Consider the following 18,968-nt stretch of genomic DNA (forward strand, 5'->3'; position numbering starts at 1 on the left):
GATACTTAGTAAGAGGTGATGGCAATGGCAGAACGTATTTTAATTGTTGAAGATGAAAAAAGCATTGCGCGTGTATTGGAATTGGAATTGAAGTTTGAAGGATATGAAACAGGCGTTGCTCATACAGGATCTGAAGGGTTGATTCAGTTCCGGGAGCAGAACTGGGATTTGGTGTTGCTCGATTTGATGTTGCCAGAAATCCACGGCTTGGATGTGTTAAAGCGTATCCGCATATCGGATGCGGCGATTCCGGTTATTTTGCTAACAGCTAAAGACGATGTAAAAGATAAAGTGGCTGGTTTGGATTTAGGTGCCAACGATTATATTACGAAACCGTTTGAGATTGAAGAAGTGCTGGCACGAATTCGTGCGTGTCTGCGCCTATCAAATGGTAATGGAAATTCAGCGCTTCACCGTTTTCATGAGCTGGAAATGAACGAAAGTACGCGGGACGTCAAACGTAACGGGCGGATGATTGAATTGACGCCACGGGAATTTGATTTATTGCTGTATTTGATTAAAAACTCACAACAAGTGCTTAGCCGTGAACAAGTCTTGAATGCGGTGTGGGGCTATGATTATTACGGAGACACCAATGTAATCGACGTTTATATCCGCTATTTGCGGAAGAAAGTAGATTTGGGTGAACGTTCTACGTATATCCAAACTGTTCGTGGAGTGGGCTATGTGTTGAAGGAGCAAAGCCATGAAACTAAAAAATAAAATTCATATTTCCTCCACGTTGTTGATGCTGGTGATTTTGTTAATCTTGGCTTTCGTTATTTATTTTTCATTTAGCCGATTGACGTATTCGACAGAAGTTGAACAGCTTCAGACGGAAACGAACGCACTGGTGGCGAAGTTTAATAATACGGAAACGGAAGATCCAAGTACGGTGCTGCGTGCCTATGTCCCTGTTAATGGGCTTGTGAAAGTTACGACAGCTGATGGTCAACAACTAGCACCTATCCAATCTCCAACGGTAACTGTCAAGCTCCCCGATAAACTAGAAGAGCTGTCGGGCACAATCAACGTGGAAGGCGAGCGCTTTGCTTATGTTAAAGCACCGATTATTTGGACGGATGGTCAAGTGGCAGAAGTTACAGTTGCACAGTCGATGCAGGAAACGACAAAAAACTTGGAGACGCTGCGGCTGGTTTTAGTTGCTGTCACTTTGCTAGCTATGATTCCCGTGATTATTTCGAGTGTCGTTCTAGGAAGAATTGTTACACGACCGATTACCAATTTGACGACTACCATGACACGCATACAGCGTAACGGCAATTTTGAAAAACTACCGGTAGCAAGCAATTCACACGATGAATTGACTGAAATGGGCAATACCTTCAATGAAATGATGGACTTGTTAGAAGAAAACTATTCCAAGCAAGAAGAATTTGTTTCGAATGCTTCCCACGAACTAAAGACACCGCTAACGGTAATCGGTAGCTATGCCAAATTGCTCCAGCGACAAGGCATGCACGATGAAAAAATTGCGGAGGAAAGTTTGATAGCCATACGTGCAGAGACCGACCGGATGAAGGTGTTGATCGAGCAATTGCTGCATATTGCCCGCCGAAGCGAATCACAAATGGAATGGATCACTGTAAACGTTGTCGATATACTGGCGCAAACCGTTACGGCCATGAACACATCTTATGATCGTGAGTTCGAGTTGATTACAGCTGAACAGTCACTACCGGTCGTTACCGATGTCTCGAAGTTCAAGCAGCTTCTCTATATTTTGCTGGACAATGCCAGAAAGTATAGCGCTAATAAAATTGAGGTAATCGCTCAAAAAAATGGAGACACCGTTATTCAGATTCGTGATACAGGAATCGGCATTCCAAAAGATGCAGTGCCTTTTGTCTTTGAACGATTTTATCGTGTAGATAAAGCAAGGAACCGAGAAACTGGGGGATTTGGGTTAGGTCTATCATTGGCAAAACAACTGGCTGATTCATTGAAGATTGAAATTAGTCTAGAGAGCATCGAGCAGTTGGGTACGACAGTAACCATTACTTTCTCAGAGAATTCTAATGTTGCTGATGTACACTTGAAACAGGAGGGATGATGATGCGAAAGTGGATTTTGATGACCTTAGCGACGATTTTACTTGGTGGGTCAGTAATAGCCTTTCTGCTGTTTCCACGCACTTCTCCTGAAATTTCAGAAGAGCAGGCCGAGGAAACGGTAATTAGCTTGTACGGAGGAAGTATTGAACAAACTACAGCCTCTGGAGAAGATTACCAAGTCGAATTCCAACGGACAGATGGACGCTATCTTGCTCTAGTAAACCGACAAAACGGCCAAGTAGAAAGCATGAACCTACTAAAAAAAACGGAAAAAGCTAAAAAATTAACCGAACAACAGGCAGAAAAGATTGCTTTAGAGAAAGTTGAAGGAATAATTGGGAGTAACACCTACAACAAAGATCGAAACGAGTACACCGTTAAAGTCGAGGAAGAAACGCAAGTCTCGACTTTGGTGCTATCTGCTGCAACAGGGGAAGTATTAACAATCAGTGAAGAGCCGGTTCAAGTAGTTCCGTCAGAAGAACCAGATCTCGAGCGGATTATTACACGCAACGAAGCGATTAGACTGGCTAAAAAAACATTGTCAGGAGAAGTTCAAGACGATGAATTCGTGGAGACCGAAGATGGTGGCTATTACTTGATTGAAATTGAGAATGACAAAACGGATCAAGAAGCGACAATTCAAATTCATGCAGTTCGTGGCGATACAATGACAGTCGAATGGGACAATTGACTTGAACGAATCTGCATTCATTTCTCATCAGTTTCTCATCTTGCCTTAATCTTCTACTCAGAAGAAGAGGTTATTGTAAGAGTAACAACAAATGAGGAGGAGAAATTACATGAAGAAATTAGTGTATATTCCAGTAGCAGTCGGGGTTTTAGCTTTTGGAGGCGTTGTATTAGCCAATTCGGAAACAGCAGCTGTTAATGGCAAAGTGACTGATGACGTACAAGAAATCGCAACTGAAAAAATGATGAGCACAGAAGAAATTTCAGCGAAAGCGCTTGAACTGGCAAATGGTCGCATTATGGATATTGAATTGGATACAGACGATAAAAGAGCCAATTACGAAGTAGAAATTGATTTTGATGGCTACGAATACGACATTGAATTTGATGCTTATACGGGTGAAGTACTTGAGCAGAAGCGAGAAAAAGACAACGCTGAAAAATCTCAGACAGCTACAGCGGGAGAATTTATCAGTTCTGACGAAGCGATTAAAGCGGCGTTAGCTACAGTGAATGGAACTTTCGAAGGGTTTGAGCTAAAAGCAGAAGAAAATCCTGCTTACTACGAGGTTGAAGTTCAAGATGGACGCATAGAACATGAAGTTGATGTTAATGCTAAAGACGGCTCTATTCTAAACCTTGCTTCAGATGAAGAGGATGATGACGACGACCGCGATTAATCAAAACTAAATAAAAACACAAAAGACGAAGGGGCGAAATCAGTTGATTTCGCCCCTTCGTCTTTTAAATTATGTCTTTAAAAGAAATCCTATTATTTGGCATGCAATAAGACTGAGGGAAATTTAACGAGTGCCACTTTCTTTAATAAGCGGGCAAAATGATTTTGGCGACTGTCCCTAGTCCGGCCGTACTCGATATGGTGAGAGTGCCGTTATGTTCTCGTATAATCTTTTGAGAAACCAATAACCCTAGTCCCGTACCGCTAGCTTTGGTCGTATAAAAAGGTTCGAAAATACCGTCTAAATCTTTTTCGGAAATTCCGATACCTGAATCTTCGAAGCTGATGGAAAACTTATTATGTTTTTCAGAAGTGATTGTTATTCGTATTTTTCCTGGCTGTTCCATTGACTCGACTGCGTTTTTCAATAAATTAATAAAAACTTGTTTTAAATGATGTTCTTCGCCGTTGACTTGGAAGTCTTCTTGCCATTCTTTTTTTAATTCAATGCCGTTCAGATTAAGTTCAGAATCGAACAAGGTAAGAATATCTTCCAATGCTTGCTGGATACTAAATTTTTTTTGTGTGACGGCTTGTGGTTTGGCAAGCACTAAAAACTCACTAATGATCAAGTTGATCCGGTCTAATTCGGATTGAATCAGTTCGGTATATTCCGGAAAAAGATGCTTCGGATCGCGATGCATCATTTGGATAAAGCCAGAGATGACGGTCATGGGATTTCTAATTTCATGAGCGACACCAGCTGCAATTTCGCCTGCAAGCTTGAGTTTTTCAGATTGTAAAATCAGTTTGTCGGATTCTTTTTGGTAGCTGATGTCGCGAGAAATGATGGATGTCGCTACTACTTTTTGGGAATGGTCAAAAATAGGTGACAAGGTGATTAACGCGTGAAAGCGGCTGCCATCTTTTCGAAGATCTACTGTTTCTAAGAGAGAGTAACTTTTTCCTTGCTGAACATCCAATGTGCGTCTCTCGACGTCTTCTTTCATGTCCTGTGGATAAAGTGGCAAGGTGTTTCCTATGCATTCTTCAGAGGTCCAACCGTACAATTTTTCAAAAGCAGGATTGACTGCGATGATTTTATTGTTTGGATCGAAAACAGCGATAGCATCTTTGGCTGTCTCAAAAAATAACTGTAAGTAACCTTCTTTGGATAACAAAGCTTTTTCCATCGATGCATTAGTTAGCTCTAGCTGCTTCCAATAGCGACTAAAGTAAATACTATGAAGCAAGGTAATCGATAATATCGATAGTATAAAAATAACGATGGATAATTGTGTGTAAGAAAAAGGATTTCCAGTATCAAAGCGGTCAAACAGTGTTGATAGGAGTGTGAATTCAATGGCAGTTGCTAAGCCGAGGATAAGAATAAGTTTGGTATCATTGTACAAAGCAGAAATAATAATTGGTACGACAAAATAAATAAGTGTAATAGGAGACAAAGATTCAACGTTCAAAATGAAGATGTACAGATTCATAGCAAAAAGAATGGCATACTGCAAGGTGCGTTCTTTCATTTTAGCCATAGCCAAAAGAAACAAAAAATAACTGGAAATTCCGAAAAGCGGAGAAACCACTGCTGTATTTGTTTCTATTAATTGATTGAGCAAAAAATGGAAAATACTTAAAAATCCGAGTACATGAATGAACAATTGGCTTCTTTTGCGATTGATAATCTTGCTTTCCATAAGTCACCTCAGCGTTTTGCTTTAAAATGATATCAGTCCTACTTAGAAAGTTATGAATAGTGAGTACAGTCCTAATTGGGTATATTGTGACTAAAATGACGCGTCTAGCTAATTTTTGTAGCTAACTAATACTATAATACTATAAGACGGGACTGTGCGAACATCATTGATTTTGATATGATTAAAGAACCGAGGAGTGGTAGAGATGACTTATCAATGGAACCAAAACGAAACAATCGATTTGTTAAAAGAATTAGTGGAAATTCCAAGTCCATCTGGATACACCATGGATGTTATGTCAAAAATTCGTACTGCATTGACACAGTGGAATGTGGAGTATGAGACGACTCATAAGGGAGCAGTCATTGCGACGATCCCAGGAAAGAATCAACAGCAGCACCGTTTGCTGACAGCGCATGTCGATACGCTTGGAGCTATGGTGAAAGAAATCAAGTCGAGCGGTCGTTTAAAGCTATCGTTAGTTGGCGGTTTTAAATTCAATGCAATTGAAGGTGAAAATTGCCTCGTACATAAAGCGGACGGTTCAACAGTTTCTGGAACAATCCTTTTACATCAAACGACTGTGCATGTTTATAAAGATGCCGGTACAGCAGAACGTAGTGCAGACAATATGGAAGTGCGTCTAGATGAAAAAGCCTTTTCGAAAGAACAAGTGAAGAACTTAGGAATTGAAGTAGGAGATTTTGTTTCTTTTCAACCAAGATTTGAAGCGACAGCGTCAGGTTATATTAAATCTCGTCATTTAGATGACAAGGCAAGCACCGCGCTACTGCTTCAATTGGTAAAACATTTTAGTGAAACGGGAGAGCAGCTGCCCTATACAACGCATTTTTATATTTCAAACAATGAAGAAATCGGTTACGGTGGAAACTCCAGCATTCCGAAAGAAACACAGGAATATATCGCTGTTGATATGGGAGCTATTGGAGACGGCCAAGAGTCGGATGAGTACACGGTTTCCATTTGTGCAAAAGACTCAAGTGGTCCTTACCATTATGGACTGACACGCCATTTAATTTCTTTGGCGCAAACCAATGCAATCGATTATAAAGTGGATATTTATCCTTATTATGGATCAGACGCGTCAGCTGCCATTAGTGCAGGACATGATGTGAAGCATGCTTTGTTTGGTCCTGGAATTGAAGCTTCCCATTCATATGAACGTACGCATACAGATTCATTACAAGCGGCAGCAGAATTGCTTTATGCATACGTGCTGTCTTCAATGGTTTCTTAAGAGTTAGGAGAGTGTTTTCATGAACAGCAAAGAGTTACTTACAGCCATTCCGTATAAGCAGATTAAAGGTGCCTTGCCTGATCGCATTGAGCATTTAACTATAGATTCACGTGATATTAAAAAAGATTCAATTTTTGTTTGCATCACTGGCTATACAGTAGATGGCCATGATTTTGCCCAACAAGCGGCAGACCAAGGAGCAGCAGTCATTGTAGCAGAAAAACCTTTAACAATTGATAATGCAACAGTGATCCTTGTCGAAAGTACGTCACGAACATTGGGACTTCTAGCTGCTAAATTTTACGATTATCCTTCTAAGCTTCTTCACATGATTGGAGTTACCGGAACCAATGGCAAAACGAGTGTGGCTGGTATTCTGCATTCGATGCTAATGGAATTAGGCGAGAAATCGGCAATGACGGGGACGATCGGCTTTAACTTGAATGGCCAATTGCATCCATCAGCTAATACGACAAATGATGCATTGACGACACAACAGATGATTGCGCGTGCGCGTGATGAAGATTGTTCGCACATGACGATGGAAGTTTCGTCGCACGGTTTAATTTTGGGTCGTTTAGCTGGTGTAGAGTTTGATACGGCTATCTTTACTAATTTGACACACGATCATTTAGATTTTCACGGAACCATGGAAGAATACGGTCATGCCAAAGCGTTATTATTTTCACAGCTTGGCCAGGATGTAGCCAATCAAAAGCAAGCCATCTTAAATGCGGACGATCCGTGGTCTAGTGAAATAGCAAAAATGACGCCTCATCCGGTGTACACATATGGCATTCAAAATGATGCACAATTCCGAGCAAAAGATATTCAATTGGCGCATACAGGGACTACGTTCACCTTGCATTGTCCTGCAGGCCAGTTTCCGGTAGCGATGAAACTGCTCGGTGAATTTAATGTTTCTAATGCGTTAGCTGCGATTGCCGCTTTATACGCAGAAGGCTATAAGTTAGATGAAATCTTACAAGCAATTGCGGCAATTGCGCCGGTAGAAGGTCGCATGCAAAAAGTGGAAGTTGAAGCACCTGTATCGATTTTTATTGATTATGCGCATACACCTGATGCGATTGAAAAAGCAATTGAAGCCGTTCAAGATTTTAAAAAGAATCGCATTATTTTTCTTGTTGGAACGGGTGGGAATCGTGACAAGACTAAACGTCCGATTATGGCTGAAAAAGCATCGGTTGCTGATTATGTGGTCTTGACAACAGATGACCCACGCGATGAAACGTATGACAGTATTTTAGAAGACCTGAAAAGTGGCATGACACATGAGCAGTTTGCTTGTATCGGTGACCGTGCAGAAGCAGTTAAGCATGCTGTTCAGCAAGCAGAGAGTGGCGACATTATCATTCTTGCTGGAAAAGGGCATGAAGATTATCAAATTATCGGCAACACCAAATACCCACACAGTGATAAAGAAATCGCGATACAAGAAGCATTGAAGAAGTTTTAGTGGAAAAGGAGCCTCTAACGGCTTCTTTTTTCTGTAGACGTTAAAATTCCTTGTTTTTTTCAGGTTCGTTCTCTAAGATGAAGAGAGTAGATTAAAGGAGCGTATAAACATGTCAGACCAATTAACGAATGAAATTCAAAATAGAAGAACTTTCGCTATCATTTCCCACCCGGATGCCGGTAAAACGACCTTAACCGAAAAACTGTTATTATTCGGTGGAGCTATTCGTGATGCGGGAACAGTTAAAGGAAAGAAAAGCGGCAAGTTCGCAACATCCGATTGGATGGAAATTGAAAAGCAACGTGGCATTTCTGTAACTTCTTCCGTTATGCAATTTGATTATGCCGGACATCGTGTCAATATTCTTGACACACCAGGACACCAAGATTTCAGTGAAGATACGTACCGTACATTGATGGCTGTTGATAGTGCAGTCATGATTATTGATGTTGCCAAAGGAATTGAAGCGCAAACTGTTAAGCTTTTTAAAGTCTGCAAAATGCGTGGCATTCCAATTTTCACCTTTATCAACAAAATGGATCGTCAAGGGAAAGAGCCACTAGAATTAATGGAAGAACTTGAAGAAGTACTTGGCATTCAATCTTATGCCATGAATTGGCCAATCGGTATGGGGAAAGAATTTCTTGGAATTTATGACCGTTTTAACAAACGCATTGAACCGTTTCGTTCAGCAGGAGATCGTTTTCTTGAACTTGATGAAAACGGCAAAATGATCGAAGAACATGAAATGAAAAAAACTTCTTATTATACACAGGCAATGGACGATATTGAGTTACTGGATGAAGCCGGTAATGACTTTTCGATTGATCGTGTAAAAAAAGGTGAATTGACGCCAGTATTCTTCGGTAGTGCATTGGCTAACTTTGGTGTGCAAACGTTTTTGGAAACCTATTTGCAATTTGCTCCTTCTCCGCAGCCGCGTATTACGCAACAAGAGGAAATAGTTGATCCAGTGGACATGCCGTTTTCAGGATTTATCTTTAAAATCCAAGCCAATATGAATCCTGCTCACCGCGACCGAATTGCTTTTGTACGGATCGTGTCTGGTAAATTTGAACGAGGAATGACTGTTACTTTAGCGCGTACCGGAAAAACGATTAAACTATCACAAACTACACAGTTTTTAGCAGATGACCGCGAAATGGTTAATGAAGCCGTAGCTGGCGATATTATCGGGTTACACGATGTAGGAAATTACCAAATTGGTGATACAATTACAAGTGGCAAGAAATTCGAGTTTGAAAGTTTGCCGCAGTTTACCCCAGAGCTTTTTGTGAAAGTAACGGCTAAAAACGTTATGAAACAAAAACATTTCCATAAAGGGATTCTTCAATTAGTTCAAGAAGGCGCGATTCAGTACTACAAAACGCTTCATCTAGAAGAAGTTATTTTAGGGGCTGTCGGACAACTTCAGTTTGAAGTATTCGAACACCGTATGAAAAATGAGTATAACGTAGATGTGCGTATGGAACCGGTTGGTAACAAAATTGCACGTTGGATTGAAAATGAGGAAGATGTGAAAGAATCGATGTCAAGTGGGCGTTCAATGCTTGTGCGTGACCGTTTCGATCGATACGTCTTTTTATTCGAGAATGAGTTTGCGACACGTTGGTTCCAAGATAAAAATCCTAATATTCGACTATATAGTTTGTTATAAAAAACCTGCTGCTAGCAGGTTTTTTTTTTTTGAGTAAAAAAGTGGCAGATAAGTGAACAAGCTCTGTTAAATTTGCGGTTATAAAGGATTTTTCTTATGATAGAAGAACACAGTAAAGAGAGGGTTTGAAAAGATGAAAATAAGTGATTTTTCGATAAAAAGGCCCGTCTTTACATTGGTCATTATGTTTTTGATCATTATTCTTGGGGCGGTATCATTTACACGAATTCCGATTACGTTGATCCCTGAACTTAACCCGCCGATTGGCGTTGTGGTAACTAATTATCCAGGTGCTAGTCCGACAGAAGTAAGTGAAAAAGTAACAAAGCCTTTAGAAGCAAATTTGGCGACATTGCCGGGTATTAAATCGATTCAATCGAATAGCCAAGAAGGCTCGAATTTTATCTTGCTGGAATTTGATTGGTCAACAGATATAGATGATGTCCAATCAGATATCGCACAAAGAATTGACCAAACGCCGATTCCTGACGATTCGAATGATCCGCGCTTTTTAAAGTTCGATCCTTCTCAATTCCCCATCTTGCAGTTGTCTTTGCGTTCAAGTGATCCGGATGCAGACGTGCGAGTGATTGCCGAAGAATTAGAGACAGAACTTCGTCAAACAGACGGGGTAGCAAGTGTCAATGTTTCAGGTTCTTTAATAGAGGAAATTCAAATTGAATTAGATCAGGCAGCACTTGAAGAAAAAGGCTTGCAGCAATCGGACGTTGTTCAGCTGATTCAAGCAAACAATATTTCTTTGCCTGGGGAACCGATTGAGACCGAAAATGGTCGAAACCTAACAACCCGCATTATTAGTACCCTGACTAATGTGGAAGAAATACAGGATCTGGTTTTGACTATCGATCCGATAGATGGCAATAATGTCACAATCGGAGATGTAGCAAAGGTTGGCATTAGTGAACGTGAAAGTAGCAGTGAAACGAGAACAAATGAAGAGCCAGCTGTCCTACTGTCTGCTCTTCAGGAATCTCAAGCAAATACAGCTGAAGTTTCAGACGCATTCCAAGAAAGGCTAGATGAACTGCTCAGTGAAGAGCGCTTTGAAGGCGTGGAGGCAGATATTCTATTTGACCAAGGAGACTATGTCAAACTGGCTATCGGTAATATCGGACAGACATTGATTCTAGGCGGAATTTTTGCCATGTTAGTTCTTTTCTTTTTCCTACGTGGCATTAAAAGTCCAATCATTATCGGTGTAGCGATTCCTTATTCTGTTATCGTTACTTTTGTTCTTATGTTTTTTGCCGATTTTGCTTTGAATATTTTAACTCTAGGGGCACTAGCGTTGGGAATTGGAATGCTAGTGGATAACGCCATTGTCGTTATCGAAAATATTGAACGTCATTTGGCGATGGGCAAAAACGCCAAAAAGGCTGCTTCTGAAGGTTCAAAAGAAGTAGCAGGTGCAATTATTGCTTCAACACTTACGACTGTAGCGGTTTTCATACCGGTTATTTTCATCTCAGGATTGATTGGAGAAATTTTCTTTGAATTTGCTTTGACAATATCCTTTAGCCTTTTTGCATCGTTGGCAGTCGCTTTGACCGTTATACCGATGATGGCATCAAGGATGTTGGGTAAGCCTGGTACAAAACCGAAAGTCCAGAGAGATACTTCTAGAAGTGTCAAAGCATTCGAAGGATCGGTCGTTTGGGCTTTGCGCCATAGAATGATCGTGTTGTTTACAGCACTGGTATTACTAGTGGTAGGTGCTTTTGGCATCATGCAAGTCGGCACAGAATTTATTCCGGCAACAGACGAAGGGTTTGTCAGTGTTTCTGTAGAACTGGAAAATGGTTCTTCAAGAGCAGCGACAGATGAAGTAGTCAATCTGATAGAAGAAGAATTGAAACTTGAAGAAGATGTCGATGTGTACGTTAGCCTAATTGGCTCGACTCAACAGGGACAAGCGCAAGGATCTGCGGAAACAAATGTTGCTGAAATTTACGTGAAATTGGTAGATTTAGCAGATCGGGATCGTTCGGTTTTTGATTTTGTAGATGACGTACAGCCTCGAGTTCTGAAAACGGTAGGAGAGCGTGCGTTAGTCAGCTTTAACTTGCAGACAGCAGCCGGTTCTTCGCCAAATACGTTATCCTTTACTGTAACGGATACAGACCGTTCAAGACTGGACAAAGCGGTCGTCGATATTGAAGCGGCATTAACCGAACTTCCTGAAGTAACAGAGTTGACGAATGATCGTCAAGAAACTATTGATGAAATCCAGATGACTATTGACCGTGAGGCGGCTACTGAATATGGCTTGCCACCGGTCCAAATAGCTCAATCTGTCAATAACATTACACGAGGTGTTTTAGCTACTCAGGTATTGGCTGAAAATGATGAAGTTCTCAGTGTCTATGTGGCCTATGAAGAAGGGGAAAGAAACAGTCTTGAAAAACTACGCACTTTATCTCTTCGGACACCTGCAGGCGAATTTGTGGAACTCCAGGAGTTAGCTGAAATTGAAGTTGCTCAAGGTCCTGTGAGTATTCAACGTGTAGATCAGGCAGATAGCGTTTCTTTCACGTTGCAACATCAATCGAGTATTACACTAGGTGACATGTCTGATAAAGTCGACGTCGCAATTGAAGAGTTAGAGTTGGATGATAACACACTGATTTCGTTTGGCGGGGACCGGGAATTACTGGATAACTCGATCAATGATATGTTACTTGCCGTCATGCTTGCAGTGGTGCTTGTCTATATTGTAATGGCTGCACAATTTGAATCGTTCAAGTATCCACTAGTTATTATGTTCACGGTGCCATTGATGGCAATCGGCGTAGCAATCGCACTGTTCGTTACACAGACGCCGGTTAGCATTACTGCTGTCATTGGATTGCTTGTTCTGGTGGGTATTGTCGTCAATAATGGAATTGTGCTGGTTGATTATATCAATCAACGAAAAGAGGATGGCATGGATTCCTATGATGCCATTATTACCTCGGTTCATGATCGCCGCCGTCCGATTCTGATGACAGCATTAACAACTATTTTGGGCTTATTGCCTCTAGCAATTGGTATCGGCGAAGGTACTGAAATTAATCAGCCGATGGGTATTACCGTTATTGGTGGGCTTATCAGTTCAACTTTACTGTCACTTTATATCGTGCCAATTGTCTACAGTCTATTTGATCGACAAACAAGAAGAATGAATAAAAAGTAAGCCTTCGGGTTTACTTTTTTTTTACTTTATAAGGTGAATGTCAAAGAAACTTTTCGTAATAGAGGGAGCTCAGTGAATTATTTTCTTACTTATCAAACATATTGATGGAAAATTTAGTATGATTTAAAAAAGGGGTTGAAGTTATGAAAGAAGTTGTGTTTACTGGTTTTCCTGGATTTATTGCGAGTCAATTGATGTACAAACATGCACAGCAAAATAAAGCGATTTCTGCCATTATCCTATCGTCGGAACGAACAAAGGCAGAAAAAGAAGCCAAGCGAATCGAAAAAGAAACAAATTGTCGAACGATCCAGCTGATTGAAGGAGATATCACTATTAGTGGATTAAATCTTAAAAAGGCTGATAAAGAGTATTTACAGGAGAAAGAGGTGACATTCTGGCATCTTGCGGCTATTTATGACTTGGCAGTTCCAAGAGATTTGGCATGGAAAGTCAATGTGGAAGGAACTCGTCATGTGAATGAATTCGTTTCAGAATTGCCAAATGTAGAACGCTATGTTTACTTCAGTACAGCCTATGTAGCTGGAAATCGACAAGGAACTATTTATGAAGTCCAATTGCAACGACCAGAAGCGTTTAAAAACTTTTACGAAGAAACGAAGTTCGAAGCAGAACTACTAGTAAATGAGATGAAGAAACAAGTACCTGTCACAATTATTCGACCAGGCATTGTCCGTGGACATTCGATTACAGGGGAAACCATTAAATTTGATGGTCCATACTTTTTCTTGAATTTAATTGATCGAGTAAAATTTCTGCCAATTATTCCATTCGTTGGACGTTCCAAATCGTATCTAAATGTCGTGCCGATCGATTATATTTTGGAAGCATCGATGTATCTTAGTGAATTGGCAGCCGCTGCCGGACAAACTGTTCATTTAACGGATCCCAATCCCCATCCTGTGGAAGAAATATATCGTGGTATGGTCCATTTGATGACAGGGAAAAATCCCAAAGGACGAGTGCCTCATAGCTTAGCGAAGATGTCTTTGTCTATTGGTTTCGTAAGAAGAGGATTGGGTGTCGAAATTGAAACCCTAGATTATTTAACGTGGTCAGCTGATTTTGATACACAAAAAGCGGAAAATTTATTGGCAGGAAGCGGTATTTACTGTGCAGATTTTATAGCGACTATGCCTGCAATGGTTGAATTTTACAACGTACATAAAAATGACAAAAAATTTCAAATTGCTATCCGTTAAACTTTCTTTGGATTTGAAATGATGCTATACTAACATTACAACTCAATACACTTTGACTTTCAGTCAAGGGGGAGTAGCTATAGGGAAACCTATTTCACAGTCGTCAATACATGGTTAGTAGCCATCGGTTGTGATAGCAAACGAAATTTGCTTAGCGAGACCTTTGCCTTTATTTAGGCAAGGGTCTTTTTTGTTGGCAAAAAACAGGAGGAGAAAGCAGAATGGAAGCAGTTTTATTAGAATATGCTTGGGTACTACTCGTTTTAGTAGGACTTGAAGGATTATTAGCTGCAGATAATGCAGTAGTTATGGCGGTAATGGTTAAGCATTTACCGAAAGCACAACAGAAAAAAGCGTTGTTTTATGGATTGGTAGGAGCATTCGTGTTCCGTTTTGCAGCCTTATTCATGATCACGTTGCTCGTAAATATCTGGCAGATCCAAGCACTTGGAGCAGCTTACTTATTGTTCATTTCAATTAAGAGTCTCTACGATCAACGCAAGGGAGATACAGATGAAATCCTTGAAGGCGTTGATGGTAAACCTGAGAAAAAAGGTTCAGGTTTCTGGATGACGGTATTGAAAGTGGAATTAGCCGATATTGCTTTTGCTATCGACTCAATGTTAGCAGCAGTAGCTTTAGCAGTTACATTGCCACATTTAAATGTTTTTGGCGTTAATGACATTGGTGGCATTAACTCAGGTCAGTTTATGGTTATGCTTGCCGGTGGATTGATCGGTGTAATCATTATGCGATTTGCGGCACATAAATTCGTACAATTGCTTGAGAAATACCCGCAACTTGAAACAGCAGCGTTTGTTATTGTTGGATGGGTTGGAGTAAAGTTGCTAGTGATGACTTTATCTCACGAAAACGTCGGTATCTTGCCTACTGACTTCCCACACTCTACAGGCTGGACATTGGTATTCTGGTCAGTATTACTCGGCATTGTCGTGGTAGGGGGAATCCTTGGAGTCAAGCAGAACAGAGAGCAAGCTAAAGAACAAGAAGTAAAATAAAGACGGTTTTAAAGAATAAAAGCTGGGGCTGTCACATCAGCCTCTACCATAAAACAGACGGAGAAAAAGGAACTCTTTTTCTCTGTCTGTTTTTTTGTAGTGCCGCAGAGAATGAAAAAAATAGCATCGTTGATGATAATGAAGACGGTGCAACCTGGCTGTGTCCGCTAAAGTGTCCGTCAAAGTAGACCTCAGTCCGTTCTGTCGGCATTTTACTGACAAATTGCAGCAAGACAATAAATAAGGTGAATAAAAAGGGAAGTATTTATATGGATACCCCGCGATTGTTTCACAAAAAATCATCATTCATACAACATGTGTAGAGACCGACAAAAAAATAACTATAAAAGCGAATAATGGTAAGAACAGTAAAGTCCACCTCTTTTCAAACACGCATTCCAAAGTTACAATTAACTATAGGCAGTGACTTAGAGAAGAGGTGAATAGTGTGCTTTTAGCTTTATTAGGTGGAAGGTTCGGACGCAACAAAAAGTCTGATGCTGAAATAATGGTTTTGCAAGCACAAGGTGGCGATGAACAAGTATTGCATGAGTTGCTTTTTTCCTATTCACCTTTTATGAAAAAGACAGCTTCTCAAGTATGCAAGCGATTTATCGATGACCATGATGATGAATACAGCATTGCACTTTCTGCATTCAACGAAGCAATTGAAAAATTCGATCAGACCAATAATGCTTCGTTTCTAACATTTGCTCACCTCGTTATTCGCAGACGGCTAATTGATTTTATACGTAAAGAAAGCCGAAGAGATGAATTTAGCCACGACTTCATGACAGCAGAAGAGCCAGAAGCACATAATGGCCTTGCTGATCATGCTGCAGCTATGGCTTATTCGATCGAACAGCAAAATCAGAAAAGAAGTGAAGAAATATTTCTGTATGAAAAAATGCTTCAACAATTCGGCTTATCTTTTCAAATACTGGTAAAAGTGTCTCCAGTTCATCAAGATACACGTCTTACTTCTATTCAAATTGCCCAGTTAGTAGCCGAAACTGATGAGTATAAACAATACTTGATGGACAAGAAAAAGTTGCCAATCAAAGACATTGAAACGCTCGTAAAGGTGTCGCGCAAAACGATAGAGCGCCATCGAAAATACATAATTGCAATGGCTTTACTGCAGATGAGCGATTTGCATTTTTTAAAAGAATATTTGAAGGGGCGATTAAACTAATGCGGAGACAATTGGGAATATGCATTGAATTGAATGACAATCGCTCTGTTTTTCTATTGAAAGATGGTCGAATCGTTAAAGGACTGCCTGTGGGTAAACCTGTACTAGGAGAAGAAGTTTTGTTTGATCTAGCTGATAAGAAAAGAGCAATCTATCGGCAGCCCGTTATGGCTCCTCTAACAGCCGCTCTAGCTGCTGTTGCGTTGTTCGTTTCTGTTTTGGTGTTTCCCGCTGAAGAAGCATTTGGCTATGTCCAAGTTCAAATCAATCCAGGCATAGAACTAGGGATAAATGATGACTATGAGGTTGTATCTATCCGTGAACTAAATAGCGATGGGCAACAGCTGATTGAACAACTCGGCGGTTGGGAAAATGATTCTCTTCATGTTGTATTGGATCGGGTCTTTGAGCTGGCAGTCACAGAACGAACAAAGCAAATCACCATTACTGCAGTCGAAGAAAATGACAACAAAACCGACGAGTCTATAAAGAAAGTTGTTATGGCGGTTTCTTCAGATGTGAAAAATGAACAACTGGCAATTCAACTAAAGCGAGCCACAAAAGAACAATGGCGTCATTCAAAAGAAAACCAAATGCCTGTCGGACAATTGATTCATAAAGTTGAAACTTTGGAAATTCAGCAATCGCCTAAAGTAAACGATTCAAATCAGGAAAAAGAAGAAATGCCTACAAAAGAAAATAAAGCAGAGAATGAACACAAAAAACAGAATAACACCAAAGACATAAACAAAAAAGAGAAGGAAAATAAGCCAGTAGTAGGTCCGAAACCGAATTCGCCCGCAGTTCAAAAGAAAAATGAAAATCAGTCTATCCGAGCAAATCAACAACAAAAAACAGCAACACAAAACATCCATCCATCAAAGTCTCTCAATAAAGTTGAAACTCGCGCTCCTATAGAAAAACAGCAAAAAATAGATCCGGTAAAGCCAGTTCAAAAAGAAAAATCTACGGGAAAAAACCAACAGAAAGAGACACAGAAACAGCAGCAAAACAACAGAGCTGTAGAACAGAAAAAGAATTCATCAACTACTATTAAAAATAAGTCTCAGTCAATACCAAACGACCAAAAGAACAATGAAAAAAATCCTGAACAAAGCAATAAAGACCAGCTTTATAAACAAAAGAATAAAGATGTATCTCCGAATGCAGAACATAAACCAAAAGACAAAGAGTAAATTTTTTTCTTTGCACTGACAGCTGTTCTAGAGGACGTAAGGTATTGTTTTTGAATTGCTAAAAGCTTGTTCATTGGACCAACTAAAATAGATTATCGATTTCTCTTTCTTTTTGTCTCATCTTTTCATAGAATGAGAAGAGAGTAAAACGCCGAAGGGAATCAATGTCTTATGAATAATTCATTTCAAAAAGTACGAAATCTAACACCTGCACAGGTTATTGTTTCGTATTATTTTGTGGCAATTGCTGTTTCCTTCTTATTATTGAGGTTACCAAATGTCCATAAACCAGGGATGACCATCCCCTTAATTGATAGCTTGTTTACTGCAGTAAGTGCTATAAGTGTAACGGGCTTATCCGTAATTAATGTTGTGGAAACATATACAGTATTTGGTATCGTTGTTTTAATGTTTATCTTGCAACTTGGGGGCATTGGAATTATGTCCATCGGAACATTTTTCTGGCTTCTTGTGGGTAAACGTATTGGGTTACGTGAACGCCAATTAATCATGGTTGATCACAATCAATCGAGTATGGCGGGCGTTGTTAAACTGATTCGCGAAATTGTGAAAATTATGTTGCTAATAGAAGCGGTCGGTGCAATTATCCTGACAATTTATTTTACGCAGTATTTTCCAACATTCCAAGAAGCGTTATTACATGGTGTATTTGGTTCAATTACAGCCACCACTAATGGAGGATTCGATATTACAGGCGAATCGTTAATGCCGTATTTTAATGATTATTTTGTCCAAATTATTAACATGATTCTCATTATTTTAGGTGCTATTGGTTTTCCGGTATTAATTGAACTAAAGGAATTTATTTCGAATAAGCAAAAATATTTTCGTTTTTCTCTTTTCACAAAAATCACAACGAGTATATTTGCAGTGTTACTAGCAGTTGGAGCTATCGGTATTTTCTTATTAGAATCAGTAAAAGCGTTTAAATCGATGAGCTGGCATGAATCGATATTTGCGTCGATTTTTCATTCGGTTTCCTCTCGATCAGGCGGTTTGGTTACAGTCGACATCACGCAATTCAGTGACGCCACAAATGTTTTTATGAGTGCCTTAATGTTTATAGGTGCATCTCCAAGTTCAGCTGGTGGCGGTATTCGCACAACTACTTTTGCAATCGCGATTTTGTTTTTGATTAATTTTGCACGAGGAAAAAATACCATTCAAATTTTCAAGCGCGAAATTGAGCTAATTGATGTCTTTCGGGCGTTCGCAGTTATTTTCTTGGCATTTTTTATCGTCTTTGCGGCGACCCTTGCACTTCTTATTACGGAGCCCACTGCTACGGTTGTGGAAATCATATTTGAAATCACCTCTGCTTTTGGAACATGTGGAATGTCTTTAGGCATTACAAGTGATTTGTCAGAAATCGGGAAGTTTATCATCATGGCTTTAATGTTTGTTGGGCGTGTTGGACTGATTTCTTTCCTCTTCACAATTGGCGGTAAAACAGATCCAACTAAATTCCACTATCCGAAAGAACGCGTAATTATCGGGTAGACCCAGGAAGGTGTCATTTGAGAAGAAAAAGACTATAATTAGTGCAATGCAG

The 18,968-nt window shown here is 40.0% G+C and carries 14 protein-coding genes; 13 read left to right on the plus strand and 1 reads right to left on the minus strand.

The features are described from left to right. Positions 1-24: 24 nt before the first annotated feature. The 4 genes from AUO94_RS13825 to AUO94_RS13840 all read left to right on the plus strand — a co-directional run bounded on the left by AUO94_RS13825 (position 25) and on the right by AUO94_RS13840 (position 3,448). Positions 25-723, plus strand: a complete 699-nt coding sequence (locus AUO94_RS13825; RefSeq protein WP_058384769.1) for a response regulator transcription factor — start codon at positions 25-27, stop codon at positions 721-723. Then, entirely contained in the window at positions 707-2,074 is a 1,368-nt protein-coding gene (locus AUO94_RS13830; protein ID WP_058384770.1) for a HAMP domain-containing sensor histidine kinase, read from the plus strand. Before AUO94_RS13825 ends, AUO94_RS13830 begins: the two co-directional genes overlap by 17 nt. 2 nt (positions 2,075-2,076) lie before the next feature. After that, complete coding sequence (locus tag AUO94_RS13835) at positions 2,077-2,769, plus strand: PepSY domain-containing protein (RefSeq protein ID WP_058384771.1); 693 nt, start codon at positions 2,077-2,079, stop codon at positions 2,767-2,769. Between the two features lie 109 nt (positions 2,770-2,878). Continuing rightward, the gene (locus AUO94_RS13840; RefSeq protein WP_058384772.1) at positions 2,879-3,448 is read left to right on the plus strand and encodes a PepSY domain-containing protein; all 570 of its coding nucleotides are present in this window, start codon (positions 2,879-2,881) and stop codon (positions 3,446-3,448) included. A 142-nt stretch (positions 3,449-3,590) separates the two neighbouring features. Here AUO94_RS13840 and AUO94_RS13845 read toward each other — a convergent pair whose 3' ends face one another. Next, complete coding sequence (locus AUO94_RS13845; protein WP_058384773.1) at positions 3,591-5,156, minus strand: ATP-binding protein; 1,566 nt, start codon at positions 5,154-5,156, stop codon at positions 3,591-3,593. 205 nt (positions 5,157-5,361) lie between these two features. On the opposite strand from AUO94_RS13845, the gene AUO94_RS13850 reads away from it, so the two are divergent. The 9 genes from AUO94_RS13850 to AUO94_RS13890 all read left to right on the plus strand — a co-directional run bounded on the left by AUO94_RS13850 (position 5,362) and on the right by AUO94_RS13890 (position 18,916). Continuing rightward, positions 5,362-6,414 carry a M42 family metallopeptidase gene (locus tag AUO94_RS13850; RefSeq protein WP_058384774.1) on the plus strand — a complete coding sequence of 351 codons (1,053 nt, stop codon included), beginning with the start codon at positions 5,362-5,364 and terminating at the stop codon, positions 6,412-6,414. 19 nt (positions 6,415-6,433) lie between these two features. Continuing rightward, positions 6,434-7,891: a UDP-N-acetylmuramoyl-L-alanyl-D-glutamate--2,6-diaminopimelate ligase gene (locus AUO94_RS13855; RefSeq protein ID WP_058384775.1), complete on the plus strand. Its 1,458-nt coding sequence runs from the start codon at positions 6,434-6,436 to the stop codon at positions 7,889-7,891. 109 nt (positions 7,892-8,000) lie between these two features. Next, positions 8,001-9,569 carry a peptide chain release factor 3 gene (locus AUO94_RS13860; protein ID WP_058384776.1) on the plus strand — a complete coding sequence of 523 codons (1,569 nt, stop codon included), beginning with the start codon at positions 8,001-8,003 and terminating at the stop codon, positions 9,567-9,569. A 133-nt stretch (positions 9,570-9,702) separates the two neighbouring features. Next, positions 9,703-12,762: an efflux RND transporter permease subunit gene (locus AUO94_RS13865; RefSeq protein ID WP_058384777.1), complete on the plus strand. Its 3,060-nt coding sequence runs from the start codon at positions 9,703-9,705 to the stop codon at positions 12,760-12,762. 143 nt (positions 12,763-12,905) lie between these two features. Then, positions 12,906-13,985, plus strand: a complete 1,080-nt coding sequence (locus AUO94_RS13870; protein WP_058384778.1) for an SDR family oxidoreductase — start codon at positions 12,906-12,908, stop codon at positions 13,983-13,985. 221 nt (positions 13,986-14,206) lie between these two features. Continuing rightward, positions 14,207-15,004 (plus strand): TerC family protein, encoded by a 798-nt coding sequence (locus tag AUO94_RS13875; protein ID WP_058384779.1) that lies wholly within the window; start codon positions 14,207-14,209, stop codon positions 15,002-15,004. Between the two features lie 448 nt (positions 15,005-15,452). Then, positions 15,453-16,199 carry an RNA polymerase sigma-I factor gene (gene sigI / locus AUO94_RS13880; protein WP_058384780.1) on the plus strand — a complete coding sequence of 249 codons (747 nt, stop codon included), beginning with the start codon at positions 15,453-15,455 and terminating at the stop codon, positions 16,197-16,199. After that, positions 16,199-17,395: an anti-sigma-I factor RsgI family protein gene (locus tag AUO94_RS13885; protein ID WP_058384781.1), complete on the plus strand. Its 1,197-nt coding sequence runs from the start codon at positions 16,199-16,201 to the stop codon at positions 17,393-17,395. Before sigI ends, AUO94_RS13885 begins: the two co-directional genes overlap by 1 nt. 171 nt (positions 17,396-17,566) lie before the next feature. After that, on the plus strand, positions 17,567-18,916 hold the full coding sequence (locus AUO94_RS13890; protein ID WP_058384782.1) for a TrkH family potassium uptake protein: 1,350 nt from the start codon (positions 17,567-17,569) through the stop codon (positions 18,914-18,916). Positions 18,917-18,968: the final 52 nt, after the last annotated feature.

The sequence above is a fragment of the Planococcus kocurii genome, assembly GCF_001465835.2.
GTDB classification, from domain to species: domain Bacteria; phylum Bacillota; class Bacilli; order Bacillales_A; family Planococcaceae; genus Planococcus; species Planococcus kocurii.

What these genes read in the sequence shown, in the direction of transcription:
- AUO94_RS13825 (WP_058384769.1), top strand. Translation starts at nt 25, where the DNA reads ATGGCAGAACGTATTTTAATTGTTGAAGATGAAAAAAGCATTGCGCGT.
- AUO94_RS13830 (WP_058384770.1), top strand. Translation starts at nt 707, where the DNA reads ATGAAACTAAAAAATAAAATTCATATTTCCTCCACGTTGTTGATGCTG.
- AUO94_RS13835 (WP_058384771.1), top strand. Translation starts at nt 2,077, where the DNA reads ATGCGAAAGTGGATTTTGATGACCTTAGCGACGATTTTACTTGGTGGG.
- AUO94_RS13840 (WP_058384772.1), top strand. Translation starts at nt 2,879, where the DNA reads ATGAAGAAATTAGTGTATATTCCAGTAGCAGTCGGGGTTTTAGCTTTT.
- AUO94_RS13845 (WP_058384773.1), bottom strand. Translation starts at nt 5,156, where the DNA reads ATGGAAAGCAAGATTATCAATCGCAAAAGAAGCCAATTGTTCATTCAT.
- AUO94_RS13850 (WP_058384774.1), top strand. Translation starts at nt 5,362, where the DNA reads ATGACTTATCAATGGAACCAAAACGAAACAATCGATTTGTTAAAAGAA.
- AUO94_RS13855 (WP_058384775.1), top strand. Translation starts at nt 6,434, where the DNA reads ATGAACAGCAAAGAGTTACTTACAGCCATTCCGTATAAGCAGATTAAA.
- AUO94_RS13860 (WP_058384776.1), top strand. Translation starts at nt 8,001, where the DNA reads ATGTCAGACCAATTAACGAATGAAATTCAAAATAGAAGAACTTTCGCT.
- AUO94_RS13865 (WP_058384777.1), top strand. Translation starts at nt 9,703, where the DNA reads ATGAAAATAAGTGATTTTTCGATAAAAAGGCCCGTCTTTACATTGGTC.
- AUO94_RS13870 (WP_058384778.1), top strand. Translation starts at nt 12,906, where the DNA reads ATGAAAGAAGTTGTGTTTACTGGTTTTCCTGGATTTATTGCGAGTCAA.
- AUO94_RS13875 (WP_058384779.1), top strand. Translation starts at nt 14,207, where the DNA reads ATGGAAGCAGTTTTATTAGAATATGCTTGGGTACTACTCGTTTTAGTA.
- AUO94_RS13885 (WP_058384781.1), top strand. Translation starts at nt 16,199, where the DNA reads ATGCGGAGACAATTGGGAATATGCATTGAATTGAATGACAATCGCTCT.
- AUO94_RS13890 (WP_058384782.1), top strand. Translation starts at nt 17,567, where the DNA reads ATGAATAATTCATTTCAAAAAGTACGAAATCTAACACCTGCACAGGTT.